This window comes from Chryseobacterium endophyticum, assembly GCF_056333165.1.
The window spans coordinates 238,875-263,829 of record NZ_JBWGXE010000003.1 but is presented as its reverse complement, the minus strand read 5'-3'; the positions used below and the strand labels follow the sequence as shown (position 1 = coordinate 263,829).

Sequence of the window (24,955 nt, the reverse complement as noted above, 5' to 3'; positions counted from 1 at the left end):
AGCTCCCAAATTGTTAAAGATCATCATCATAATTGTGCGGATTTTTTAATTTTAATGAAATCTTAAGCCTGTGCAGATTGAACGCTATTTCATATCTCGTTGTAAATTTATAATTTTGTGACCCGTAAAATATTCCCACAAATTTTATCTAACAATTTTATTATTAACAATTTAATGAAAATTTTCAAGTTTGGTGGAGCATCGGTAAAGGATGCCGAAAGTGTAAGAAATGTGTCCATGGTATTAAAAAGCCAGGGATTTGCCAAGTGTCTGCTGGTGATTTCAGCAATGGGCAAAACAACAAATGAGTTGGAAAAAGTAGTGGAGCTTTATTTTAAGAAAGACAACTATCAAACTGAGATCGAAAAGATAAAACGAAAACACATTGACATCGCAGAAGGATTATTTCCCGAAAACCATGCCGTTTTTGCGGAAATCAATTTATTTTTTGATGATATAGATTCGTTTTTAAGAAGGAACAAATCTCCGAATTACGACTTCGTGTATGATCAGGTGGTAAGCTGTGGAGAAATGATTTCGACAAAGATCGTGAGTGAATATTTAAATGAAATCCAATTTACCAACCAATGGCTGGATGCCAGAGATTATATAAAAACGGACAATTCTTACAGAGAAGGTGTGGTAGATTGGGCCAAAACGGAAGAATTTATTTCAAACCTGAATAAAGAAATCTGCTATGTCACCCAAGGATTTATCGGTTCAGACGAAAATAATTTTACGGTTACTTTAGGAAGAGAAGGCTCGGATTACTCTGCAGCAATTTTCGCCTATTGCCTGGATGCCGACGCCATGACCATATGGAAAGATGTTCCGGGAGTAATGACAGGTGATCCAAGAAAATTTAAAGATGTCACACTGCTTTCGAATATTTCTTACGAAGAAGCTATTGAGATGGCATATTACGGGGCGAGCATCATTCACCCGAAAACGCTGCAGCCGCTTCAGCAAAAAAATATACCTTTTTATGTAAAATCATTTGTAGATCCTGCCAAAGCAGGAACAAAAGTAGGAGCATCCGACAAAAACCAGAGTGAAGAATCTTATATTTTAAAAGAACATCAGACCCTGCTAAAAATCTCGACCCGCGACTTCTCATTCATCGCAGAAGATCACATGAGTTTGATTTTCGGATATTTATCCAAATATAAAATCAAGGTTTCCCTGATGCAGAATTCTGCTATTTCATTAGCTTTATGTCTTGAAGATAAATTCAGTAATATTGATGAGCTGAATGAAGAACTTCAGAAAATATTCCGTACGGAAGTGGTAAAAAACGTATCTTTATTTACGGTAAGGAATGCGAAGATGGACCACATAGATCAATTTTACCAGGAAAAAAGTGTATTATTGGAGCAGATTTCGAAGAATACACTTCAAATGGTAACACAATAAAACTAATTGCGACTAAACACACATGAGCTTAATTTCGAAAAACGATTTGATACAGGCTTCCGGCTTACATAAAATAGGATTTCTTAAAAATCCTGTGGCATCTGCTGTGATGAGCATTGCTAAAATAAATGAAGTAAACAAACTATACGACAAACTAAAAGACAAGGAAGGCAAAGACTTTTTCGACTCATTTGTGAGAGAGCGGAACTTAAGCTACATAGCTTTTGAAGAAGATCTTGCAAAAATCCCTAAAACAGGGCCGTTTATTCTTGTTTCCAATCATCCGCTAGGGGCCATAGACGGTATTTTAATGTGCAAAATCCTTTCGGAAGTTCGTCCGGATTTCAAGGTAATGGGCAATTTTCTTCTGGAGAAAATCAAGCCGATGGAACCGTATGTCATTCCTGTAAACCCTTTTGAAAACAGGAAGGAAGCCTACAGCAGTTCATCCGGAATGCGGGAAACACTGAAACACCTTCAGAATGGAGGCTGTGTAGGAATTTTCCCTGCCGGAGAAGTTTCAAATAAAAATAATCCTTACGGAGAAATTTTAGATAAAGACTGGGAAAAACCGGCACTTAAGCTGATAAAAATGGCTAAAGTACCGGTAGTTCCTATGTATTTCCATGCTAAGAACAGCAGAATGTTTTATCAGGTAGCCAAGCTTCATCCCAGTCTGCAGACCATGATGCTGCCGGCAGAAATGATGAATGACAGGGAAAAGCCTATCAGAATACGCATCGGAAAACCTATTGCCGTAAAAGCAATGGACGATATGGAAAACATTGAGGAGCTTGGCGATTTTTTGAAACGTAAGGTTTATATGATGAAATCTTATTACGAAAAGAGAAAATCCCTTGCACAAAGCATTAACCTTCAGAATCTTTCCGTAAAATTCCCTTTGTTAAAAGAGGAAAATATCGTTCAGAATATTATCGACGAAACGCCGAAAGAAGACATCCTCAAAGACATCAGCAAGCTGAAAGGAACTGATAAAATGTTCTTCAGCAATGGAAATTATGAAGTGTATTTCACCAAATATGAGGAGATTCCTTCGATTATGAGAGAGATCGGCCGCCAGCGCGAACTTACATTCAGGGCTGTGGGCGAAGGGAGCAACTTACCTTTTGACCTTGATGAATACGACAAGCATTACCACCATCTTTTTCTCTGGGACAACGCCGAAGAACGTCTTGTAGGAGCCTACAGAATGGCCTTGGGAAGGGAGGTTATGAAAAAATCAGGGATCAAAGGATTCTATACCAGCTCGCTATTTGAATTCGAGCAGGATATCCATCCTTTCTTTAAAAAAGTGATTGAAATGGGGCGCGCCTATATCTGCCAGGAATATCAGCAGAAGCCGCTCCCGCTTTTCCTTTTGTGGCGGGGAATCGTGCATGTCTGCCTGAGAAATCCGGATCATAAATTCCTCATGGGCGGTGTAAGTATTTCCAACAAATTTTCCGAATTTTCAAAATCTCTGATGATTGAATTCATGCGGTCGAATTACTATGATTCTGCCGTTGCACAATACATTACGCCACGAAATGAGTACAAGGTAAAACTCAGAGACCGCGACAAGCATTTGTTTTTTGAAGAAATGGAATCTGATTTAAACAAACTTGATAAAATCATCGATGATCTTGAGCCAGAACTCAGATTGCCTGTTTTAATTAAAAAATATATTAAGCAAAATGCAAAAGTTATCGCATTTAATGTAGATCCAAACTTTAATGATGCCATTGATGGCTTGATGTACATCAGGATTAGCGATCTTCCGGAAAGTACGATTAAGCCTGTATTGGAGGAGATGAGCGAACAAATCCGTAAGGAACAGGAAAATAATTCGGTTGAAAATCAATAGGTTTTTAAGTTTTGTTAAAAAAATCATGGTTAATACTTGCATTATATGTTAAAACTTACTACTTTTGCATCACTTTAAAACAACGAAGTGAAAGAACGGTTTCTTAGCTCAGTTGGTAGAGCAATGGATTGAAAATCCATGTGTCCCTGGTTCGATTCCTGGAGAAACCACACAAAACCACCTGTAAAAAGGTGGTTTTATTTTCAAAATTGATTTAAAGTACAACTGCACATATGATTATAATATCTGCAGAACTTCAAAAGAAGTAAAGGACGGTTTCTTAGCTCAGTTGGTAGAGCAATGGATTGAAAATCCATGTGTCCCTGGTTCGATTCCTGGAGAAACCACACAAAGTCATCTCGTAAGAGGTGACTTTTATTTTTTTGTGGCTGTCATGTTAAGTCTTACATAATATAAGAATAATTACCTCTTACTTCCGTTGAAAATAAGTATATTCGCTTTTTTAATTTTTGTTGAAAATGAAGAAGATTATTTCCGTTTTGTTTTTATTTTCAGTTGCCGTCGCATTCGCTCAGGAGGCTATACAGTTTCAGGAACTGCCATTTAAAGATCTTATTTCAAAGGCAAAGAAAGAAAATAAAATAGTTTTTATTGATGCTTACGCTTCATGGTGCGGCCCATGCAAAATGATGGAAAGAAATATTTTCACTAAAAAATCTGTGGGCGACTATTACAATTCCAACTTTGTGAACGCCAGATTTGATATGGAAAAAGGTGAAGGAAGAGAAATTGCCGCGAAATACGGTGTCCGTTCATATCCTACTTATCTTTTCCTTAACGGTGACGGAGAACTCGTTTCGCAAAATTACGGATATATGGAAGAAAGCATGTTTCTTTCAATGGCTCAGGAAATCAATTCTCCAAACAATAAAAAAGGTTCGCTAAAAGAACGTTTCGAAAAAGGAGAAAAAGATCCTGAATTTCTCATCAATATTATGAGGCTCAACTCTTCCTCAGATTTTGATTTTGCAAAAAGAGCTTCTGAGAGATATTTCGAAAATAAAGAAAAAACTTCCGAATTCACTAAAGACGATGTCGGGCTTTTATTATTCTTCCTGAAATCTTCAGAGGATAAAAATTATAAAGTATTTACCCAGAGAAAAACAGAAATCACCAAATTTCTACCTGAACAAACGTATCACGAGTTTGACAATCAGCTTAAACTGGGAAAAATCGTTGAACAATCTATTGACAACCAGAACAAAAAGATCAATGATGATTACTTCATGAAGGCAGCCGAGCCACTTGTGGGAAAGCATGACGCAGAAGTAAAACTCAACCAGACCAAACTGAGCTACTACGAACAGAATGCCAATTTCCCGGAATACGAAAAAGCAGCACTTGTTTATTATAAAAATTCAGAAGCTTTTGAACCTAATGAACTGCTAAAAGCTGCGTGGATATTCTCTGAACATATCACTACCCCTGCTTCCCTAAAAAAAGCTACGGAATGGGCAGAAAAATCCGTAATGCGCGGCGAAACCTCAGAAAACACCTATATTCTTGCAAAACTGTACTTCCTGACAGGAAACAAAGAACAGGCAACTGCATTTGCAGAGATGTCAAAAAACATAGCCGATAAGGCACAGAAAGACTCTTCCCTGGCAAACACATTATTAAAACAAATTAACGGCAAATGATGAAAACAAAATTGATCTCAGGATTTCTTACTTTATTTTTACTGGGAAATCTTCAAGCTCAGGAAACAGAGCAAGGTCACGAAACAAGTGTATATGTGAAAGGCAATGCGCTCTTGATTCCGATCGGAATAGTTAATTTAGCACTGGAACACCAGCTTACAAAAAAAATTACGGTACAGGGTGATGTTTTCATATCTCCCTGGAAGTCATTCAATGGTCACGAATTCCAGTATTATTCTCTATCGGCGGAAGGGAGGTATTATTTTAATGAAGCCTTTAAACATTGGTATGTAGGCGCCAATATTGCTGCCTCCTCCTTTGTTCTGCAAAAATGGAATTACTGGCCTGACGAACCATATTACAATGATTATGAAGAAGTTTTCACAAGCTCAAACCTTTATCAAAAAGGATATTCCGTAATATTCGGGATAACAGGCGGATACCAATTTAAAGTTTCCGACCGTTGGAATATTGATGTTTACGCAGCAATCGGGACATCACAGGATTTCTATAAAGGATACGACAGAACGACAGGAGAGCGCTACGACAGAAAAGACAATAAATTCAACAGAAGTGGTGAAATTCTGCCTTACAGAGGAGGTGTCATGATTTCTTACAAACTAAAATAATCCTAAATGAAGCTATTCGGAAAAAATCATATCATCATTTGCATTATTACTTTTGCCATCCTATTTCTCATGAATTATCTTGGAAATAATGAAGCAGATAAATTGCAGAGAGCTTTAATGATCGGTGCCGCAGGAGTGATCGGCCTTTCAATCGGGCTGTTCATCATGAACAAAGGGAAAGACGATAAGACTCCGCCACAGAATTTTGATTAATTTAAGGTGAATGGTCAATGGTGAATTCGCTAACGCTTGTGAATTTTAAAGATTGACCATTGACCATTCACCTTTCTATTTTTCGTAAACGATATATTTCCTCCGGATCTTTTCAAATGCGTCTAAACCGGGTTTCCAGGATGCTCTGATTTCAGAGATCGATTTTCCGGCAATAATTTGCTTTCTCAGTTCATCATTGCCCGCCAGAGTATCAAACCAGAAATTCTTGCCGGCTGCCGGCTGAAGAAAGAAATCAAGCTCAGGATTTTTGTAGTTTTTATAGGCTTTGATTACCCATTCCAAATTTAACGACCTTAGATCTTCAGGATACTTTGAAAGGTTTTCTCCAAAACAAAGCTTCCCGTTCAGAAAAGGATCTTTCGCCCCAAAGTTAGGTTTAGGGGTAAACTGATAAGGTAAATCTTTCATCCATGGTGAACCGTAAATCTGAAAAGGCAGATCAGTTCCACGCCCTACAGAAACCTGGGTTCCTTCAAAAAAGCAGAGGCTCGGATAGAGATTAACAGATTTATCGTTCGGAAGATTGGGCGACGGCTTTTCCATCATGGGATACCTTAATTTCTTATGATAGTTTTTCATCGGAATGAGTGTGTATTTAGCCTGAATTTTATTCTTCAGCCACTTCTCTCCGTTTACCATTTTTCCATATTCGCCGATCGTAAGTCCATATACTACCGGAACTTCATGCATTCCCACAAAGCTTGTCCATTTTTTATCCAGAACAGGCCCGTCCGTATAACCGTCGTGTGGGTTTGGCCGGTCGAATACCATGATTTCAACATTATTTTCCGCTCCGGCTTCCATCAGGTAGGTTAATGTGGAAATGTAAGTATAAAAACGAACGCCTACATCCTGAATATCGAAGACGACAATGTCGATGCCTTTCAGTTGCTCAGGTTTCGGCTTTTTATTATTACCATATAAAGAAACTATGGGAATTCCTGTCTTTACATCTACGCCGTTCTTTACTTTTTCACCGGCATCGGCATCACCTCTGAAGCCATGTTCCGGCGCGAAGATGGATTTGATTTTAACACCGTTTTTCACTAAAAAATCAACCACATGCGTTCTGTCGCTCATCAAGCCGGTCTGATTGATAACCACTCCTATCGTTTTGCCCCTGAGCAAAGGAAGATAGATCTCCGGCTGATCGGCCCCTGTTTTAAATCCGGCTGTAGCTTGAGTCTGAGAATAATATTGGTGGAATACTCCTAAAAAAATTAGGCAAATAAGAAGTAAATTTTTAATTTTGAAATCTAAATTCATAAGCTTGAAGTTTCCTTTATATTTCTCTAGAAAAATAGCGTTTTCCAAAGATAACAAAAATAACCTTTCACGGGTGATTATCTTCATCGGCAGGCTTTCTGTCGCGTTGGGGATCATTGTTTCTTTAATTACCGTTTCCACAGGATTCGGTTCCAAGAAAGCCATTAAAGAGAGACTGGCAGATTTCAGCGGACACATTACGGTACGGTCGACCCGCTCGAATTCTTCCTACAACACCTCCGTACTTGATAACCAGGGACTGGACATACAAAAGATCCGCCAGCTTCCTGATGTGGCATCCGTACAGAAATATGCCATGCTTACAGGGATTATGAGGAATGAGCACAACTTTGCAGGCATCATCTTTAAAGGAATAGGAAGTGATTTTGACAGCTTACGGTTTAAAAAATTCATGGTTGCCGGAAACTTACCGAAAGTCACAGAAAAAGGCTATAATAACGGAGTCGTTATTTCCCAGAAGATTGCCGGTGACCTGCATCTGAAGGTGAAAGACAGTATTGTTACGGTATTTTCAAAGACGGACCAGCAGCCCATTTACAGGAAGTTTGAGGTATTGGGAATCTATAGAACCGATATTAAAATGATCGACGATCAGTTTGTGATCGGCGATATCAATCACGTACGGAAAATTCAGGATATGAAGCCTGATGAAGCGGGTGGCATTGATATTTTCTTTAAAAACGTAAACGACGCAGATTCTGATTTCCCGGAAATCGAAAAGCTGATCGGCTATAAGAATTATGCGGAAAAAGCTACCGAGAAGTTCCCGCAGATCACAGACTGGATCAGTATTTTCGACACAAATATTGCCCTCATCATCATCATTATGCTGATTGTGGTGGTGATAAACATCATCATGGTCCTTCTCATCCTCATTATCGAAAGAACCAATTCCATAGGACTTCTTAAAACCCTGGGAGCGAGCAACGCACAGATCAGGGCCACTTTTATCAATTACACGCTCATCATAATGATTCCCGGACTTTTATACGGAAACATGATCGGGCTTGGGCTGATCCTGATCCAGAAGTTCTTCGGGGTAATCAAACTGAATCCTGAAAATTATTATGTAAGCACCGTTCCGGTGGACCTTAACCCGCTTGTGATCATCTCGATCTCACTCGGTATATTGCTTATTTCGGGGCTGGCACTTATTATCCCAAGCTACCTGATCAGCAAGATCTCCCCGGTGAAAGCGATTAAATATAACTAATAGCGGTCAATGGTGAATGGTCAATTTTGCTTCGCAAGTGAATTTGGAACCACACGAAAATTGACCATTCACTCGCAGAAATTGACCATTGACATTAAAGGTAAATCGTAAATTTTGCCTCACAAGGTGAATTCAGAACCACAAAAAAATTGACCATTGACTCGCAGAAATTCACCATTGATATTCAAAGCAAATCGTGAATTTTGCTTCGTAAGTGAATTCAAAACCACAAAAAAATTCACCATTGACTCGCAGAAATTCACCATTGACATTCTATAATCCTCCTCTCCTTAAGCTCAATAAAATTTAAAGCCGTATCTTTGCCATGCTTAAAAAACATTTATGAAATACGCAAACAACATCCTCGAAACTATAGGGAATACACCATTGGTAAAGCTTAACAAAGTTTTGGGTGAAGATTTCCCTGCATTGGTTTTGGCAAAGGTGGAAACCTTCAATCCGGGGAATTCTGTGAAAGACAGAATGGCCGTTAAAATGATTGAAGACGCAGAAAAGGACGGAAGACTGAAGCCCGGCGGAACCATTATCGAAGGAACCTCCGGAAATACAGGAATGGGGCTGGCGCTTGCAGCGATCATCAAAGGATACAAATGTATTTTTGTGACCAACTCAAAACAATCAAAAGAAAAATGTGATATTCTACGTGCCGTAGGTGCTGAAGTTATTGTCTGCCCTACCGATGTTAAACCTACCGATCCTCGTTCTTACTATTCCGTATCAAAAAGACTGGCCAAGGAAACGGAAAACGGCTGGTATGTGAATCAATACGATAACTTATCCAACAGAGCGGCGCATTACGAATCGACTGCCCCGGAGATCTGGGAACAGACCGAAGGCAAACTGACCCACTTTGTGGTAGGCGCCGGAACAGGAGGTACCATTACCGGATGCGGAACCTTCTTTAAAGAAAAAAATCCGGACATCAAAGTGATCGGGGTCGATACCTACGGATCTATTCTGAAGGAATTCCATGAGACCGGTGAGCTTCATTACGACCATGCCTACACTTATATTACGGAAGGTATCGGAGAAGATATCATTCCTGAAAACTATGACATGGCTGTGATCGATCATTTCGAGAAAGTAACGGATAAAGACGGCGCCATCTATGCCAGAAAGCTGGCAAAAGAAGAAGGGATTTTCTGTGGGTACTCTGCAGGAAGCGCCATTGCCTCTCTTGTGCAGATGAAAGATCAGTTTACGAAAGATGACGTGATCGTCGTTCTGCTTCACGACCACGGTTCCAGATATGTCGGAAAGATCTACAACGATGACTGGATGAAAGAAATGGGCTGGCTGGATTAATCAGCTTTTATCATACTAAAAAAACTCAGAGTGCTTCTCTGAGTTTTTTGTTTTTTCTATTCGGTGATATTCTTTTTTAAAACCTGTTTTAGCAAGCTGTAATCTTTCTCACTCATTGATTTCCTTGGAAACATATAATTGTATTTTCCTTCAAGGGCGATAAATTCATTATTGCTGTCGAAGACCTCAAAATCCTTCCATTCGCTGGTTTCTTTCTCGCCATCGATATTCACGGTAAAAAACTGGTCATCAAACCTGATCTCGTAAATGCTGCACCTTTCCAGTTTGGCTAAATAACGCCCGACCTGCTTCTTCCATCGGGAAACTTTATTAATGCTCACGGAAAGAAAGACGGCACAAAGCAGGAACAGGAAGCTTACAAAGTACAGAATCCCTGCTTTCTCTTTGGTGAAATCATCCCTGAAAACCAATACGATCAGCAAAATCACGCCGACAACAAGGGTGGTGATGGTTTTTCCGCGGGTGGTTGACGAAAAGAACAGGCTTCCCTGCTTCCCGCTGAAATAGATTTCCTCGAAGTCCTGTCTCTTCGGCTTCAGAACGATCACTCTCTCTTCACTCATATCGATTAATTATGGGTACAAATATAAGCCTTTCCCCTCCAACACTGATACTCCACCCCCCTCAAACTCTAAAACCAAAATCATTATCACTCTCAAACGCTCAAACACTACCACCCTCAAACCCTCAAACTCTCATACTCTCAAACCCTCAACCTCAACCGCCCTCAAACTCATCATTCCTCATAAGTATCACCGATCGCCGAAAGCCTATTCATCAGCTCACGGTTTCTCTTTTTCAGCTCGTCCATCTTCCTGAGCATCTCGTGGATCACCTCGAGTCCCGGAAGATTGATCTCCAGGTCGTAATGCCAGTTGGCAAACCTTTCAAAAGAAGGCAGGTCTTCATACATAAGGTAGCGGGTTTCATTTTCCGTATGGATATGCAGCAGACCGGAGTCTACAAGCTCATCGAAAAAAGTGATCTCAATATTGTATATTTTAACGAGTTCTTCTCGCGATATTCTTTCATTCATGACTTAGGAATTTTTTAGTTGTTCGAAAAGTTGCTTCTGCTGATCCGTTAGGTTGGTCGGCAGCTTCACCTCGTAGGTCACAAACAGGTCACCGAACTGTCCCTCTTTTTTATACACCGGGAAACCTTTGCCTTTTAACCTTACCGTCATCCCGTTCTGCGTTTCAGGTTTTACTTTAAGGTTAACGTTTCCGGTCAGCGTATTGACTTTTACGTCACCACCCAAAACGGCTGTGTACAGATCAATGGAAACCTTGGTTTTCAGATCATCCCCTATCCTTTCAAAATCAGGATCTGCCGGAATATTAAAAGTAATATACAGATCTCCGTTAGGGCCTCCGTTATAGCCCGGGCTGCCGTGACCTTTCAGCTTGATCTGCTGCCCATCGTACACTCCTGCCGGAATGGTAATCCGCACTTTCTTTCCGTTGATGTCAAAGGTTTGCTGATGGGTAGTTGCCGCATCTCTTAAAGTAAGATTAAGTTCTGCGTGTACATCCTGCCCTTTAAATTTGCCCGAAGCACTGCCCCGTGAGCTTCTGCCGAAACCTCCTGCCCCACCGAACATGCTTTGGAAAAAATCTGAAAAATCTTCACCCTCGCCAAAATCCGCGCCGGAAAACCCTCCGCCGAAGCCAGGGTCCTGGCTCTGATATTGCCTTTGCTGCTGCTGTGCCTTTTCATATTCCTCGCCATGCTTCCAGTGTTCCCCGTATTTATCATACTTCGCACGGTTCTCCGGATTGCTGAGCACCTCATTGGCCTCATTGATCTCTTTGAATTTCCTTTCCGCTTCCTTATCATCAGGATTCAGGTCGGGATGCAGTTTTCGCGCCAGCTTGCGGTAGGCTTTCTTAATATCATCCTGGGTTGCGTTCTTATCTACGCCTAAAATTTTATAGTAGTCTATATAAGCCATAGAAACGTTTTTACTCAAATTTAAGGATTTTAGAGAGGAAATTTATATAACGAAGTGTTAAAAATAAAGCTATCTTTGATCAAAAAGCGCCCTATGAAAGAAGTCCTGAAAAACTACTCCGGCATCCTGCTTTTGCTTCTGGGCATCGCGGTCGGAAGCGTAATCGGCATTGTTGCACCCCAGGTGGTAGACTATCTCAAGCCGTTGGGAGATATTTTTCTCAATTTACTTTTTGTAAGTGTGGTTCCCCTGGTCTTCTTTGCCGTCTCCAATTCTATTGCCTCTCTCGAGCAGCAGTCGAAGTTTGGAAAAATCATGATGATCATGGCACTTACCTTTCTTTTCTTCATTTTAACGGCAGCTGTTTTCACGATCTGTGCGGTGTACCTTTTTCCTGTTTCGGGAATTTCAGGCAGTAAGGAATTGGTCGAAGAGGCGGCAGATGCTGACAGCTGGGGCAACAGGATCGTCAGCTTTTTTACGGTGGGTGAATTTACACAGCTCTTTTCCCGTCAGAATATGCTGGCGCTGCTCATCTTTGCTTTCATGACAGGTTTTTCCGCAAGAAAGGCCGGGGAGCGCGGGCAGCCGTTCAGAATGTTCATAGCTTCCGGATATGAAGTGATGAAAGAGCTCCTGTTGCTGATTATGAGGGCAGCCCCAATTGGCCTCGGTGCTTATTTTGCCTTCCAGGTGGCTACCCTGGGACCTCAGCTTTTCGGATTTTATGCTAAACCTTTAGGGCTTTATTATATCGCAGGTGTCATTTATTTCCTGGTATTTTTTTCACTGTACGCCTTTATGGCGGGAGGGGTAAACGGGATAAACAGTTTCTGGAAGAACGCTATCTACCCAACCGCCACAGCACTGAGCACCTGCAGCAGCTTTGCCACGATGCCGGCCAACCTGCAGGCCGCTTCTGAAATGGGCATTCCTGGGCAGATCTCCAATATTGTAATCCCGATCGGGACGACGCTTCATAAGAATGGCTCCTCCATGTCTTCGATCATTAAGATCTACGTGGCCTTTATGATCATCGGCAGAGACTTTTTCGACCCCATGAACCTGCTGCTGGCTTTAGGCATTACCGTTTTTGTAAGTATTGTAGCGGGAGGAATCCCCAACGGCGGATATATCGGCGAAATGCTCATGATCTCCGTATATAAACTTCCACAGGAAGCCATCCCTGCCGTGATGATTATCGGAACACTGGTAGATCCGCTGGCTACTGTTTTAAATGCGGTCGGGCAACTGGTGGCCTCGATGTTTGTCAGCAGGTTTGTGAAAGTTTGACACAATCCCGGCAGGTATATTTAAAACCTGCCTGCCTTCTATAAAAAACCTGCGCAGCTTTCGGGTGAAAGGTGCGCAGGTTTGAGGCAACTCCTGCTTAGGTTTAAGGCAAAACCTGCGCAGGTTTTTTTGGCTTACTTGTCTTTGGTAAAAGATGCAGTAGCAAGAGCATCCGTAATACGTTTACCGGGACGGTAGTTTACTTTCGCTCCTTTGATGAGGTTCACGTTAAATTTTTCTTCACTTTCGGCACCGCCACTGCTGAGACTGGGATAGAAGCTCCCCAATTTGTCGAGCCTGATGATTTTGCTGTGGCAAGTTCTTTCTGAATGACGTTTTCGAGAGCAATGATGACTCCGCGAATATCTGCTTCACTGAGGGCAGAAAATTTTTCGATTTCTTTCACCAGGTCGTCGATGCTCATTTCACCTTCAGTTTTTACCTGTGCATACCATTTTTTGGTTCCTCCGCCAGTTACGCCTGGCTCACCGCGTTCGATTACTGTGTACTTGATAGACATTTGTGCTACATATTTAGATTAAGGGATAAACTTAATGAAATAATGATCACTAAAAGAAAAGGAATTGTAGATAAATATCGACAAACTTGTAGATTTTTGTCTACAAAAATTACTCAGTCTTCCCAATCGATTTGCGGGTCAGGTAAACAGCGTCATCCGGTAAAGCTGGATATTTAAGGTTAAAGGCGATCATTACTCACTTCTTTTTATGGGCTCCAGATGCTCCAGCTCTTCAGGGGTAAACAGCCGATAGTTAACTTTAAATGTTTTGCCTAAAGGAGTTTCGAGGGAGAATCCTCCGGGTCCGAAGCCGTCGGTCACATCCAGTGTAAAATGAGAATACTGCCAGTACTCGAACAGGTCACGGTCAATCCAGAATTCATGATTGTGGATGGTACCGATCATGGCATCGTTCATTCTTGGATAAAAGCCGCCTTTTTCGAAGCACTGCGGCTGTGTCCCTTCGCAGCATCCTCCTGCCTGATAAAACATGAGATCGCCATATTTCTTCTCCAGCTCCCAAATGACCTCTAGTGCTTTTTCCGTAGCTGAAAGTCTTGATATTGTAGGTTCCATAATTTTTTGTTTGTATTGATGTTCTTTTGTACACTAGAAGATTCAATAATGTTTGGTTAATCTATTTTAATGAATCGCAAAGCCAGACAAAGATTCATGTATGATCTCCTGCATATTTTTAAGCTAAACAAAGGCATTTCATTTATTGAAGTAATACAAAGTTTGTACTCATCAGAATCCTTGTGTTACGCTAATCAGCGAAGCGGCTTTGTCTATCTTAAAAGGATAATACCATTTAAATAACCTTTGTATATCCTTGCGATAAATCATATGCAATCAAAATCTACCGCAAGGCCAGACAAAGATTTATTATCATCTCCTGCATATTTTTAAGCTAAACAAAGGCATTTCATTTATTGAAGTAATACAAAGTTTGTACTCATCAGAATCTTTGTGTTACGGTAATAAGCGAAGCGGCTTTGTCTATCTTGAAAGGATAATGCCATTTAAAATAACCTGTGTATATCCTTGCGATAAATCATATGCAATCAAAATCTACCGTTATGAGAGGCAATTATTAAAAAAAGTTCGGCGAAATTTCATTTCGCCGAACCAGATATTGTTATTCTTAATGTGCACTTCCGGCAATATCGAGAACGATTCTTCCGTCGATCTGTCCTTTTTTCATTTTATCAAAGACGTCGTTGATATCTTCCAGTTTCGCAGCGGTTACCGTGGCTTTTACCAGTCCTTCATTGGCAAAATCGAGGGCTTCCTGAAGATCTTTCCTTGTTCCGACAATAGATCCTCTTACGGTAATTCTCTTCAGCACGGTTTCAAAGATCGGAAGTTCGAATGAACCGGGAGGAAGACCGTTCAGCGCAATGGTTCCTTTTCTTCTCAGAACGTCAATTCCCTGCTTGAAGGCGATGGGAGAAACCGCTGTAATCAATGCGCCGTGCATTCCGCCGACTTCTTTATGTAGGTATTCTCCAGGATCTGTGTTTCTTGCATTGACTACCACATCGGCTCCTAATTTTTTGGCCAGTTCCAATTTATCATCAGCAACATCAATCGCTGCCACATGCATTCCCATTGCTTTTGCATACTGAACGGCCACATGTCCCAATCCTCCGATTCCGGATATGGCGACCCATTCTCCGGGTTTTGTTTCCGTTTCTTTTAATCCTTTATATACGGTAACCCCCGCACAAAGGATCGGTGCAATCTCTAAAAAGTTGACATCACTTTTCAGGTGCCCCACATATCTTGAATCGGCAATCACGTATTCTGCAAAGCCACCGTCTACACTGTAACCACCATTCTGCTGGGCTTCACAGAGGGTTTCCCACCCGGTAATGCAGTAATCACAACATCCGCATGCGGAATACAGCCACGGTACGCCGACGGCATCTCCTTCCTTTACATACGCTTCCGGACCGCAGGCCACTACGATTCCTACTCCTTCATGGCCGGGGATCAGAGGCATTTTAGGTTTTGCGGGCCAGTCACCATCCACCGCATGGAGGTCGGTGTGGCAAACCCCGCAGGCCATTACCTTTACCAGTACTTCATATCTTCCCGGCACACGCACCGGAACTTCTTCAATTTTTAACGGCTGACCATACCCCTGTACCACTGCCGCTTTCATCGTTTTTGGAATCATATTCTGAGTTTTTTAAAGTTGATTTTTAGTTTTTAATTGACCATAGACTACACAGATCTGCATTTTCTATTACGCTCGCAGATTTTGCGGATTGAGCAGATTTTTTTGCATCAGATCTGAAAACCGGTGTACTCTGTGGAATTTTCTTTAAGTTCGCTGATCAGGTGGATTCTTATTTGCATCCGGATCTGCGCTATCGGCAAAATCTGCGGGAGTTCTTTTATGCTCGCACATTTTGCAGATTGAGCAGATTTTTTTTGCATGCAGATCTGAAAACCGGTGCAATCTATGGGAGAAGATATTTCAAAACTGTTATATCGTCTGTTTTTTTAATTCCCGCAGATTACACGGATTTCAGGACCCTGATATTTAAAATTAAAAGAAACCTAATTTGTTTTTGTTGTAGGAGATCAGCATGTTTTTGGTCTGACGGTAATGGTCGAGCATCATTTTGTGGTTCTCACGTCCGATTCCCGACTGTTTGTATCCTCCGAAAGGTGCTCCCGCAGGATAAGAATGGTACTGATTGATCCAGACTCTTCCCGCCTGGATCTTACGCGGAATGTCGTACAGCTGATGCGCATCTCTGGTCCAAACCCCTGCTCCAAGTCCGTAGATGGTATCGTTGGCAATCTTAATGGCATCTTCCTCATCTTTGAAAGTGGTAAACGCCAGTACAGGGCCGAAGATTTCTTCCTGGAAGATTCTCATCCTGTTGTTTCCTTTGAAAATAGTAGGCTGAATGTAATAACCGTCTTCAAGTCCTTCCCCCACATGATTTACATCACCTCCTACCAGCACTTCCGCTCCTTCTTCTTTGCCTAATTTGATATAAGAAAGGATCTTATCTTTCTGAATCTGGGAAGCCTGAGCCCCCATCATCACCGTTTTATCCAATGGATTTCCTACTTTGATGGCTTTTACCCTTTCGATCACTTTCGCTATGAAGGCATCCGCAATATCTTCCTGCACCAGCAATCTCGACGGACATGTACAGATCTCACCCTGGTTCAGGGCAAAAAGAACAGCCCCTTCGATAGCTTTGTCCAGGAACTCATCATCAGCATCCATTACAGAACTGAAGAACACGTTTGGCGATTTGCCTCCCAGTTCCAGCGTCACCGGAATGATATTTTCGGTGGCATACTGCATCACAAGACGACCTGTCGCGGTAGATCCTGTGAAGGCTGCTTTGGAAACTTTAGGATTGGTAACCAAAGCTCTTCCTAATTCCGCCCCGAAACCGTTGACGATATTCACGACTCCCGCAGGCAGCAGATCGCCGATGATCTCCATTAAAACCATGATGGAAATTGGGGTGCTTTCCGCAGGTTTCAATACGACACAGTTTCCTGCCGCCAGGGCCGGAGCCAGTTTCCATACCGCCATCAGGATCGGGAAGTTCCACGGGATGATCTGAGCGATCACTCCCAGCGGTTCATGCACGATCAGCGACACGGTATCTTTATCTAATTCATTATGTGACCCTTCTTCCGCGCGGATCACCGAAGCAAAATATCTGAAATGATCGACCGCCAGAGGAAGATCGGCAGCCAGGGTTTCTCTTACGGCTTTTCCGTTATCGATTGTTTCTACGGTGGCCAGGTATTCGAGGTTTTGCTCGATACGGTCTGCGATTTTATTTAGAATAACGCTTCTTTCTGTAGACGACGTATCCTTCCAGGTCTGGAATGCTTTTTCTGCGGCATTCACTGCCATTTCAAGATCTTCTTTGGAAGAGTGTGCCGCCTGAGTGAATTTTTTGCCGTCAATGGGTGATACGACGTCAAAGTATTCACCGTTTACAGGTGCAGTAAACTTTCCGTCGATATAGTTGTCATATACTTTTTTGAACTCAGGCCATTGCAATAAGGTCTCTGATTGTTGTTGTGTTGTAGTGCTCATATTCGTACAATTTTTATTTTTTCTGTAAAGCCAAGTTACACTTCCGACTGATCTTCGGATAGCAAAATCGTACAAAAAGACTTCAAAATCGTGCAGGAAGATAATTTTATCATTCGTTAACATTCATTAAATACCATATTTTCCTATATTTGAGATAAGCGGAAACCTAAAATTGTTTAGCAATGAATGACCAGAAATTCTTACTCAAAACCCCTGAACTGAAGAAGGAAAACCAGCTTCTGAGCTTAGTGGAGAACCAGACGAAATTCAATTTAAACAATTGCGAACTGAGTATTTATGAAACCCACAAGGCCGCTTTTGACGTAAAACTGCATTTTGAAACCATTGCGTTCACCGCTATGCTCCGTGGAAAAAAGCACATGAAACTCGATAACAAAACCGGTTATTTTGACTATTACCCCGGGGAAAGTGTTCTGGTATCACCCGGAGAAACCATGGTCATCGATTTTCCCGAAGCGGATCTGGTTCCCACGCAATGCATCTCGCTAAGCCTCAACCCCGAGTTTATCGAAAATTCACTGAACCACCTGAACTATCATTTACCCAAAACCGATGAAACCTCACAGTGGAACATCGAACTGGATGAATATTTTCTTTTCAACAATAAATCTTTAGCTTCTGCCACCAACAATATCATGCGTATTGCGATGGACGATAATTCACAGAAAGACATCATGGCAGATTTTGCCATTAAAGAGCTTTTAATACGCCTTATGCAGACCCAGGCCAGAGGTATGGTTGAGAAAAATATTGCGAAAAACAAATCCAGGATCGGTTTTGCAGTAGACTATATCCGGAAGAATCTTCATCAGAAACTATCCATTGAAAGCATCGCAAAGCTTGCCTACGTGAGCAAGTCTAATTTCTTCAGAATGTTTAAAGACGAACTGGGAACATCCCCAAACGAATTCATTCTTCACGAGAGAATCAACAGGGCAAAAGAGCTGCTGAAAAGCAAGAACAGCATCAAGGAAACGGCCTATCAGACCGGTTTTTCCGATACCAATTATTTTACAAGGGTTTTTAAGCAGCTTGTGGGTGTGACTCCCAAGAACTACCAGGACAGCATCACAATATCTCAATAACCGCTTTGATTCCTCCAAAAGATATCATTGAATTTCTCTTCGGCATCAAGATAAGTCAAAGAACAAACCTGGTGATCAATCTTTCCATGCTTGTTGTTATGGCGATTGTCTTTCTTTATATTAAAAAAGCATCCCGGAATTGAGATGCTTTGCTTGAGTTTATTTTTGATAATGATAATATCTTGCTCCTTTTAAGACCGGATTTTCCAATTCAACATATTTTAACCCGAAACCTATGTAATTCTTGTTTACCGATTCCTCGAGTTGTTTCCGGTGAAGTTTTTCATAGGTATCAAAGTCTATCGCCGTACGGCTTTTCAGTCCTTCAAAAATATTCCACTTCTCAACGACTTTTTTCCAGCTGTCTGAAATTTTTCCGGCAAAAACCTTTGATTTCGATCCGCTTCCGTATCCTAAGAATCCTATTTCCTGCCCTTCAAGTTCTTCATTTTCGTTAAAAGAAGTCTGCAGTGCAGATAGCATTGCCATAAAGATGGATGCGGTGTACATATTTCCTATTTCCGATGAAGCCCTTTGAGACTTCTCGATTTTTTCATTGATGAAGCTGATGTACTCTTCAGATTTAGCAACTGCTTTCTGTTCTTCGGGAGTTTCATAGGCCAGTCCGTTTTCCATACTGTAGATTTCCGTGAAAACCCTTTTTCCGTGAAATGCATACGGAAGGTGGAAAATCAGGTATTTCCAGTGTTCGTAAGGTTTATCTTTTCCTGTGAGCTCTTTGTAATGTTCATACGCCTCCCTGATCCTGTCCTGGTAACACTGATTGGAATATTGCCCGTCGAAAACCGGCTCGTCGGTAAAAACTTCTATTTTTTCAGGATAATTTTCCGGAGCACTGGTCAATTCGTTCTTTTTGAAATGACGTCTCGGCTTAAAGAAATCGAAGACCGATTCGGTGGCCACGCCCCAGTTATTTTCAATCTCTATCAGTTTCGGATCAGAAGAAACCAACACTGCCACTGCACCTCCGCCCTGAGTATATTCTCCGGGTGAAGACAGTTCGTATTTCGCATAATCGCTGGCGATCACCACTGCTTTTTTATCAGGATTGGCCCGGACGAAATCCAGTGAATTGTGAAGCGCATCCACCGCACCAATGCAGGCGAACGTCATGTCCACAACATCACAGTTTCTGAACACCCTTGCCCCGAATTCAGGTTCCAGGACTTCCTCCACCATCTGCATGGCGTAAGAGGCGGTAGGCTTGGCCGCATCCAGGGCGCTTTCGGTTCCCAGATAGATTCTTGCTATTTCTTTCGGATTAAGACTATAATCTCTGATCAGTTTAAGCAACGCTTCCGCAGCAAATGTGGCCGCATCTTCATGCACATCGGGAAAGCCCATTTTATGGAGACCAAGTCCTTTTTCAAGCTTGGCAGGTTCTATATTTCTATTTTCAGCTAATTCTTTAATTTCCAAATATAAAGAGGGCACATAAAAACTTGCCGCCTCAATTCCAAAAGTCATATGATTTAATTTTGATACGAATTTAAAAAATGTAAACGTTTAATCAGTAATGATTATTGCGAAATTTATAAAGTATGATTTATATTATACAAAAAAATCCGCCTCAGTTGTGAGACGGATTCCTTATGTACAAAGTTTTGGTTCTTATTTGAAATCTTCAATCGCTTTGTTGATTGCGTCAATCTGTTTGTTAATGCTTGCTGCATTCTGCGGATTCTGTTTAAGGAGGTCCATTTTTTTGTTAAGACCGTCTTTCAGCATTTGGGATATCATCATTTTTGCCTGCGGATTTTCTCCGATTTCCGATTTGGCATGGCCGAGCATTTTAGTGATGCTTTCTGTGGCTTTTAGGTTGTCTGAGCTCATAATCCAGTTGTACCCTTCTTCTGCAGACTTTCCCAGCTCCGGATTCTGGAATTTGATAAAAGGATAGAATGCCGCAAACTGCGCGATATTTGCCATCTGGGAGGTCACTTTATTTTTGACGATAAGCGGCAACATCTGTGCAGCAAGGGTTTCGGAAGCACCATCCAGATCAATTTTATCGGCGTAGCTGCCTGCTTTTGAAGGATCAACGGCAACGATAGCGCCTACAGAGCTGCCTTTTACAGCATTGGAAACCGCACTGACCCCTTTTTCAAAGATCGGCATATACTTTTTATCTTTCGTTTTTGCCAAAGCCGAAATGGCCGCAGCCTTCACCAAAGTTTTAGGATCATTGGCTGCCAGCTTTTCAACTTCTGCGCCCATTGCCTTAAACTGCTCAGGATTTGACAAGTCCATTAACTGAAGGGCTTTCATTCTCGTCCTGAAGAAAGGATCTTTAAGGGCAGCTGCCAGTAATTTAGTTGCCGCAGGATTTTTTCCTACCTGGTCTTTGATTCCGTTCAGGGCATTGTATTTACTTTTAAATTCTTTAGAGCCCGAGAACTGCATTAAATATTGCTCCGGCGTTTTAGAATCTTTGATATCTGCCAGCAAAACACCGTCTGCATTGATATTTACAAGATCTGCATTTTTCGACACGTCAAAATTGAACGTATTTTTCGCTTCTGCATTTACCCACACATTGTATCTTTTCGGTTTCCCGTTTTCGTAGACATCTATTGCAAGAGGAAACTGGAAAGGCTGGTCCTGCGTCTGCTCGATCGTCACTGCAACCTGCTTTTTCACCGGCTCAAAAGTATAAGAATAATTGATCTTCGGGTTTCCGCTGCCAAAATACCACTGATTGAAGAACCAGTTCAGATCTTTACCGGAAACTTTTTCGAAAGAAAGTCTCAGCTGGTGTGCTTCGGCATTCTGGTATTCGTAGGTTTTCATGTAATCCTGCATTCCGGCGAAAAAAGCATCGTCTCCAAGGTAGTTTCTGAGCATGTGAAGAATTCCGCCACCTTTCTGATAGGTGACCAGGTCAAAAACATCTTCCCGTGAGTCGTAATTGAACCGAACCAGGTTTTTATCAAAATTACCCGGCGTACTGATGTACATATTCACATCTTTCATCTGGTGGTAATCGGCCTGGTCTTTTCCGTACTTATGCTCGTTCCACAGATATTCGGAATAATTGGCAAACGATTCATTTACGGTAAGATTGCTCCAGCTTTCGGCCGTTACAAGATCGCCAAACCAGTGGTGGAACAATTCATGGGCAATGGTATCTTCCCAGGTATTTTCATCGATGAGCTGTCCCGGCTTCTGAAGAATATCGCTTCCGTGAAGTGTTGCCGTGGTATTTTCCATTGCTCCGCTGACGTAATCCCTTCCTGAAATCTGTGCATATTTTGCCCATGGATAATCGTAGCCCAGTCTTTTAGAGAAAAACTCGATCATTTCAGGCGTATTTCCATAGATCTGTTTTGCGTAGGGCTCATATTCTTTTTCAATATAATAATCCACCGGAATATTTCTCCATTTATCTTTTACGATCGCATATTCTCCCACTCCCATGAAAAATAAATAGGTGGAATGTCTTTTATCCATCACCCAATGATCCGTTCTCAGTCCGTTAGCTTCCTTCTGAGAATCTTTCATGATCCCGTTGGAAAGGGTAACATATTTATCAGGAACGGTCATGTAGATTTCCTGTGTAGTCTTCTGATTAGGTTTGTCGATGGTCGGAAACCATGCGGAAGAAGATTCGGTTTCGCCCTGCGTCCAGATCTGGGTAGGCACATCGGGATCTTTTCCCTGTGCATTAATGAAATAGAGGCCTTTGGCATCGCTGATCGCTGCGCTTCCTTCCTGTTTTACTTCATTAGGGCGGGCAGTATATTTGATATAAACCGTATAATCCTGGTTTTTGGCGTAGGTTTTATCTAAAGTGATCTTTAATACATCATTTTTGTAGTCGTATTTTAGCGGTGTTTTCTTACCGTTGACGTCCAGTGCCACTTCATGGATCAGCATGGCTTTCGCATCGAGGGTCAGTTCACCGGAAGGATAGAAAAAAGGAGATGCCGTGAGCCATTCTTCACCGTTCATCTGCTCTTTCTGATAATCGAAGTTTACTTTAAGTTTGGTATGTTTAAGTTCCGTTGCTTTCGTGTGAGTGGCTCTGTAGACCTTTTCTCTTCCGGAAGTATCCGTTTGTGCCGCTATATTTGTAGAAAAGAACATTCCCAAAAGAGCGATCGATAAAATGGCTTTTTTCATTATGATTAAAAATTATTTTTTTGTTAAAATATCAAAAATATCGTCGACGAGTGTTTCGTAATCCCCTTTTTTGAACTGTTCCTTGGTTTTGGCAAACGCCTTTTTCAGTTCGCTTTCAGGATTTTCATCGTCAATGATTTCTGCCGAATCCACCCCTTTCAGCTGAAGGATGGCATTTTTTAGCACTTCAGCGTCTGCGTTTTTTTCAACATTTACTTTTATATATTTCATATTTATTTTGATTTAAGGGTATTGTAAACGGCGAGAATCCATTTCTCCAAATTTAAAACTTATTTCATAAAGAACGGACGTCAGGGAAGCATTAAGGAATATTTTTTTGAAAGACGTTGCTAAGCTTAATTTTTACGTAAAAAGCCATTTTTTACGGTCAAAATACCGATGGAAACGTGACTTCGCTTTATGGATTCATTGAATGACCTTTTTCAACAGTGCCGTAAATGATTGAAAAATAATAAATTGTACTTGATCGCCTCTTCTAACTGGTTGATCACTTCTTCTAAGTGGTTGATTGCTTCTTCTAACTGGTTGATGGCTTCTTCTGACTGGTTGATCGTCTCTTCGGAACGGTTGATTGTTCATTCGGAGTGGTTGATCGCCTCTTCGGAACGCTTTATTGCCGTTTCGGAACGCTTGACTGATTCTTCGAAGTGATTGAAAGGCTCAACGTAACGACCAGCACTCTCATTTAAGTTCTGAAGGCCATCACATAATTCATAATGGCCTCAACCGAATGCCTGATTAATTATTTTGACCTGATCATTTTTCCCTTTTTGTAAAGAAATATTATTTTACAGTCGCTTTTTCTTTCCATATTATAGACATGGATTTTTTCAGGATCGATACCATTCATTTTGCAAAGCATCGGAGCTTCCCAAGTGTTGTAAAAAACGGGTTCCCTGAACGTAAAGCCAGGATTGGTTTTAACCTCAGCACTCATATTGTAATCCAGGCAAATATCCCCGTGTGTGATGTTGTTTTGTTTTAAGGCCGTCCGCAGTTTGCCGAACATTTCATGATTAAAATGATTCGCATATATCCACGAATTCTTGGCACTGATGTTCGTCGCCAGGAAAAGAAACGCAACAAAGCCTAAAAGTGACGCGATAATTTTACTTTTAAAATTTAGTTTAATTCCTAAAAAAATAACCGCTGAAATAATGAATAAGGTATAAAAAAGTCTTACGGCGCCCAGATTCCGGTTATCAAACCCGAAAAGAGTGGGCCTGTAGGATGAAAACAGGAAGATGCTCATCGCTAAAAGAATTCCAGTAAAAGAGATGATTCCTAAGTTTTTCAAACGACGTATTTCATTTTTAAAATCATACCCTGAAAACACTTTATAAACAAATGATGGAATAATGAGTACCGCCATCCATTCATAAAGGTTTAATTTTTTTAAATTCAAAATACCTTTATATACGCCCACAAAAACATCCCTGAAAAATAATTTTACGGCATAGATAAAGATGTGCAGTATTCTTTCAACATTAAATATTTTGCTGATTTCATCCCTCTGATAGGAGTTTTCAAAGACAGCAGGCTGAATAATTTTCCGGAAAATGATGATGAAGCCAACCGTTAAGATCATGAATATCGCTCTCTTTTTATTTTCTTTAATGAAGTACAGATGCAAAAGAACAAGAGGTAAAAAAATCTCGTAACTGAATACGGAAGCGATGAATAGTAAAGAGCTGCCCCATATATTTTTATGAACGTATAAACAATAAATACTCAGACAGAAGAATAGGGTTGCCAGGTTTGAGTTGAGCATGATCGGCGAAAACTGGATACTGGTGCCGATCACAGAACAGGAATACAACAAAGCCAGCAGCCCGGCCCATTGTGGAGACGCTATTTTCTGCGCCACCCGATACATGACTAATAAAGAAAGCGGAAAGAAAAATAATCCCAGCCAGTAGACAGATTCGCTATATCCGGAAAGTAACATCAATGTTCCCGTCATAAATCCCGACACCGGCCTTGCCGCCATGGTATGGGAATCCAGAAATGAATATATAAATTTGAAATATGGTTGTGAGATATTTCCGGATTCATAGATTTTACTAAGATCGTCTGCCAGTGCTGCTTTATGTTTAAAAATGCAAAAGCTTATATAGAGGGCATACGCTATGACTGAAATATTCAGGAGCAGAAGATCATTACCTAATTTTTTTTTCATGCTA

The 24,955-nt window shown here is 41.2% G+C and carries 20 protein-coding genes, 2 tRNA genes and 1 pseudogene; 11 read left to right on the top strand and 12 right to left on the bottom strand.

Going from position 1 to position 24,955, the window contains the following annotated elements:
• The first annotated feature begins 174 nt into the window (after positions 1-174).
• From AC0N32_RS09335 to AC0N32_RS09305, 7 genes are all read left to right on the top strand, one after another.
• Entirely contained in the window at positions 175-1,413 is a 1,239-nt protein-coding gene (locus AC0N32_RS09335) for an aspartate kinase (protein WP_476393581.1), read from the top strand.
• A 22-nt stretch (positions 1,414-1,435) separates the two neighbouring features.
• The gene (locus AC0N32_RS09330; protein ID WP_476393580.1) at positions 1,436-3,277 is read left to right on the top strand and encodes a lysophospholipid acyltransferase family protein; all 1,842 of its coding nucleotides are present in this window, start codon (positions 1,436-1,438) and stop codon (positions 3,275-3,277) included.
• A gap of 97 nt (positions 3,278-3,374) precedes the next feature.
• A tRNA-Phe gene (locus tag AC0N32_RS09325) sits at positions 3,375-3,447 on the top strand.
• 104 nt (positions 3,448-3,551) lie between these two features.
• A tRNA-Phe gene (locus tag AC0N32_RS09320) sits at positions 3,552-3,624 on the top strand.
• Between the two features lie 132 nt (positions 3,625-3,756).
• On the top strand, positions 3,757-4,938 hold the full coding sequence (locus tag AC0N32_RS09315) for a thioredoxin family protein (protein WP_476393579.1): 1,182 nt from the start codon (positions 3,757-3,759) through the stop codon (positions 4,936-4,938).
• The gene (locus tag AC0N32_RS09310) at positions 4,935-5,567 is read left to right on the top strand and encodes a DUF3575 domain-containing protein (protein WP_476393578.1); all 633 of its coding nucleotides are present in this window, start codon (positions 4,935-4,937) and stop codon (positions 5,565-5,567) included. The genes AC0N32_RS09315 and AC0N32_RS09310 overlap by 4 nt, the downstream gene beginning before the upstream one ends.
• 6 nt (positions 5,568-5,573) lie before the next feature.
• Positions 5,574-5,780 carry a hypothetical protein gene (locus tag AC0N32_RS09305; protein WP_476393577.1) on the top strand — a complete coding sequence of 69 codons (207 nt, stop codon included), beginning with the start codon at positions 5,574-5,576 and terminating at the stop codon, positions 5,778-5,780.
• 75 nt (positions 5,781-5,855) lie between these two features.
• Here AC0N32_RS09305 and AC0N32_RS09300 read toward each other — a convergent pair whose 3' ends face one another.
• A complete protein-coding gene (locus tag AC0N32_RS09300; protein WP_476393576.1) occupies positions 5,856-7,067 on the bottom strand; it encodes an exo-beta-N-acetylmuramidase NamZ family protein in 1,212 nt (403 codons plus the stop codon).
• 4 nt (positions 7,068-7,071) lie between these two features.
• Between AC0N32_RS09300 and AC0N32_RS09295 the strand changes: the two genes are divergently transcribed.
• Together AC0N32_RS09295 and AC0N32_RS09290 are read left to right on the top strand one after the other, a co-directional pair.
• Positions 7,072-8,301 (top strand): ABC transporter permease, encoded by a 1,230-nt coding sequence (locus tag AC0N32_RS09295; protein ID WP_476393575.1) that lies wholly within the window; start codon positions 7,072-7,074, stop codon positions 8,299-8,301.
• 342 nt (positions 8,302-8,643) lie between these two features.
• Positions 8,644-9,627 carry a PLP-dependent cysteine synthase family protein gene (locus AC0N32_RS09290; RefSeq protein ID WP_476393574.1) on the top strand — a complete coding sequence of 328 codons (984 nt, stop codon included), beginning with the start codon at positions 8,644-8,646 and terminating at the stop codon, positions 9,625-9,627.
• Positions 9,628-9,683: 56 nt separating this feature from the next.
• Here the strand turns inward: AC0N32_RS09290 and AC0N32_RS09285 are convergent, their stop codons facing one another.
• The 3 genes from AC0N32_RS09285 to AC0N32_RS09275 form a co-directional block, all read right to left on the bottom strand.
• Positions 9,684-10,211, bottom strand: coding sequence for a YcxB family protein (locus AC0N32_RS09285; RefSeq protein WP_476393573.1), 528 nt, complete (start codon positions 10,209-10,211; stop codon positions 9,684-9,686).
• Between the two features lie 173 nt (positions 10,212-10,384).
• Positions 10,385-10,684 (bottom strand): chaperone modulator CbpM, encoded by a 300-nt coding sequence (locus AC0N32_RS09280; protein WP_476393572.1) that lies wholly within the window; start codon positions 10,682-10,684, stop codon positions 10,385-10,387.
• Positions 10,685-10,687: 3 nt separating this feature from the next.
• Positions 10,688-11,602: a DnaJ C-terminal domain-containing protein gene (locus tag AC0N32_RS09275; RefSeq protein WP_476393571.1), complete on the bottom strand. Its 915-nt coding sequence runs from the start codon at positions 11,600-11,602 to the stop codon at positions 10,688-10,690.
• Positions 11,603-11,695: 93 nt separating this feature from the next.
• Between AC0N32_RS09275 and AC0N32_RS09270 the strand changes: the two genes are divergently transcribed.
• Entirely contained in the window at positions 11,696-12,895 is a 1,200-nt protein-coding gene (locus tag AC0N32_RS09270; RefSeq protein WP_476393570.1) for a dicarboxylate/amino acid:cation symporter, read from the top strand.
• Positions 12,896-13,029: 134 nt separating this feature from the next.
• Here the strand turns inward: AC0N32_RS09270 and AC0N32_RS09265 are convergent.
• The 4 genes and pseudogenes from AC0N32_RS09265 to AC0N32_RS09250 all read right to left on the bottom strand — a co-directional run bounded on the left by AC0N32_RS09265 (position 13,030) and on the right by AC0N32_RS09250 (position 17,502).
• Positions 13,030-13,415: pseudogene (locus tag AC0N32_RS09265) on the bottom strand (HU family DNA-binding protein).
• A gap of 192 nt (positions 13,416-13,607) precedes the next feature.
• Entirely contained in the window at positions 13,608-13,991 is a 384-nt protein-coding gene (locus AC0N32_RS09260) for a DUF779 domain-containing protein (protein WP_476393569.1), read from the bottom strand.
• Between the two features lie 568 nt (positions 13,992-14,559).
• The gene (gene adhP, locus AC0N32_RS09255; protein WP_476393568.1) at positions 14,560-15,597 is read right to left on the bottom strand and encodes an alcohol dehydrogenase AdhP; all 1,038 of its coding nucleotides are present in this window, start codon (positions 15,595-15,597) and stop codon (positions 14,560-14,562) included.
• Positions 15,598-15,972: 375 nt separating this feature from the next.
• Complete coding sequence (locus tag AC0N32_RS09250) at positions 15,973-17,502, bottom strand: aldehyde dehydrogenase family protein (protein WP_476393567.1); 1,530 nt, start codon at positions 17,500-17,502, stop codon at positions 15,973-15,975.
• Positions 17,503-17,684: 182 nt separating this feature from the next.
• Between AC0N32_RS09250 and AC0N32_RS09245 the strand changes: the two genes are divergently transcribed.
• A complete protein-coding gene (locus AC0N32_RS09245) occupies positions 17,685-18,608 on the top strand; it encodes an AraC family transcriptional regulator (protein WP_476393566.1) in 924 nt (307 codons plus the stop codon).
• A 159-nt stretch (positions 18,609-18,767) separates the two neighbouring features.
• On the opposite strand, the gene AC0N32_RS09240 is transcribed toward AC0N32_RS09245, so the two are convergent.
• The 4 genes from AC0N32_RS09240 to AC0N32_RS09225 form a co-directional block, all read right to left on the bottom strand.
• Positions 18,768-20,096: a hydroxymethylglutaryl-CoA synthase family protein gene (locus AC0N32_RS09240; protein ID WP_476393565.1), complete on the bottom strand. Its 1,329-nt coding sequence runs from the start codon at positions 20,094-20,096 to the stop codon at positions 18,768-18,770.
• 144 nt (positions 20,097-20,240) lie between these two features.
• Positions 20,241-22,751 carry a M1 family metallopeptidase gene (locus tag AC0N32_RS09235; protein WP_476393564.1) on the bottom strand — a complete coding sequence of 837 codons (2,511 nt, stop codon included), beginning with the start codon at positions 22,749-22,751 and terminating at the stop codon, positions 20,241-20,243.
• A 12-nt stretch (positions 22,752-22,763) separates the two neighbouring features.
• Positions 22,764-22,982: a hypothetical protein gene (locus AC0N32_RS09230; protein ID WP_476393563.1), complete on the bottom strand. Its 219-nt coding sequence runs from the start codon at positions 22,980-22,982 to the stop codon at positions 22,764-22,766.
• Between the two features lie 532 nt (positions 22,983-23,514).
• Positions 23,515-24,951, bottom strand: a complete 1,437-nt coding sequence (locus AC0N32_RS09225; RefSeq protein ID WP_476393562.1) for a hypothetical protein — start codon at positions 24,949-24,951, stop codon at positions 23,515-23,517.
• Positions 24,952-24,955 lie beyond the last annotated feature (4 nt).

What these genes read in the sequence shown, in the direction of transcription:
- AC0N32_RS09335 (WP_476393581.1), top strand. Translation starts at nt 175, where the DNA reads ATGAAAATTTTCAAGTTTGGTGGAGCATCGGTAAAGGATGCCGAAAGT.
- AC0N32_RS09330 (WP_476393580.1), top strand. Translation starts at nt 1,436, where the DNA reads ATGAGCTTAATTTCGAAAAACGATTTGATACAGGCTTCCGGCTTACAT.
- AC0N32_RS09315 (WP_476393579.1), top strand. Translation starts at nt 3,757, where the DNA reads ATGAAGAAGATTATTTCCGTTTTGTTTTTATTTTCAGTTGCCGTCGCA.
- AC0N32_RS09310 (WP_476393578.1), top strand. Translation starts at nt 4,935, where the DNA reads ATGATGAAAACAAAATTGATCTCAGGATTTCTTACTTTATTTTTACTG.
- AC0N32_RS09305 (WP_476393577.1), top strand. Translation starts at nt 5,574, where the DNA reads ATGAAGCTATTCGGAAAAAATCATATCATCATTTGCATTATTACTTTT.
- AC0N32_RS09300 (WP_476393576.1), bottom strand. Translation starts at nt 7,067, where the DNA reads ATGAATTTAGATTTCAAAATTAAAAATTTACTTCTTATTTGCCTAATT.
- AC0N32_RS09290 (WP_476393574.1), top strand. Translation starts at nt 8,644, where the DNA reads ATGAAATACGCAAACAACATCCTCGAAACTATAGGGAATACACCATTG.
- AC0N32_RS09285 (WP_476393573.1), bottom strand. Translation starts at nt 10,211, where the DNA reads ATGAGTGAAGAGAGAGTGATCGTTCTGAAGCCGAAGAGACAGGACTTC.
- AC0N32_RS09280 (WP_476393572.1), bottom strand. Translation starts at nt 10,684, where the DNA reads ATGAATGAAAGAATATCGCGAGAAGAACTCGTTAAAATATACAATATT.
- AC0N32_RS09275 (WP_476393571.1), bottom strand. Translation starts at nt 11,602, where the DNA reads ATGGCTTATATAGACTACTATAAAATTTTAGGCGTAGATAAGAACGCA.
- AC0N32_RS09270 (WP_476393570.1), top strand. Translation starts at nt 11,696, where the DNA reads ATGAAAGAAGTCCTGAAAAACTACTCCGGCATCCTGCTTTTGCTTCTG.
- AC0N32_RS09260 (WP_476393569.1), bottom strand. Translation starts at nt 13,991, where the DNA reads ATGGAACCTACAATATCAAGACTTTCAGCTACGGAAAAAGCACTAGAG.
- adhP (WP_476393568.1), bottom strand. Translation starts at nt 15,597, where the DNA reads ATGATTCCAAAAACGATGAAAGCGGCAGTGGTACAGGGGTATGGTCAG.
- AC0N32_RS09250 (WP_476393567.1), bottom strand. Translation starts at nt 17,502, where the DNA reads ATGAGCACTACAACACAACAACAATCAGAGACCTTATTGCAATGGCCT.
- AC0N32_RS09245 (WP_476393566.1), top strand. Translation starts at nt 17,685, where the DNA reads ATGAATGACCAGAAATTCTTACTCAAAACCCCTGAACTGAAGAAGGAA.
- AC0N32_RS09240 (WP_476393565.1), bottom strand. Translation starts at nt 20,096, where the DNA reads ATGACTTTTGGAATTGAGGCGGCAAGTTTTTATGTGCCCTCTTTATAT.
- AC0N32_RS09235 (WP_476393564.1), bottom strand. Translation starts at nt 22,751, where the DNA reads ATGAAAAAAGCCATTTTATCGATCGCTCTTTTGGGAATGTTCTTTTCT.
- AC0N32_RS09230 (WP_476393563.1), bottom strand. Translation starts at nt 22,982, where the DNA reads ATGAAATATATAAAAGTAAATGTTGAAAAAAACGCAGACGCTGAAGTG.
- AC0N32_RS09225 (WP_476393562.1), bottom strand. Translation starts at nt 24,951, where the DNA reads ATGAAAAAAAAATTAGGTAATGATCTTCTGCTCCTGAATATTTCAGTC.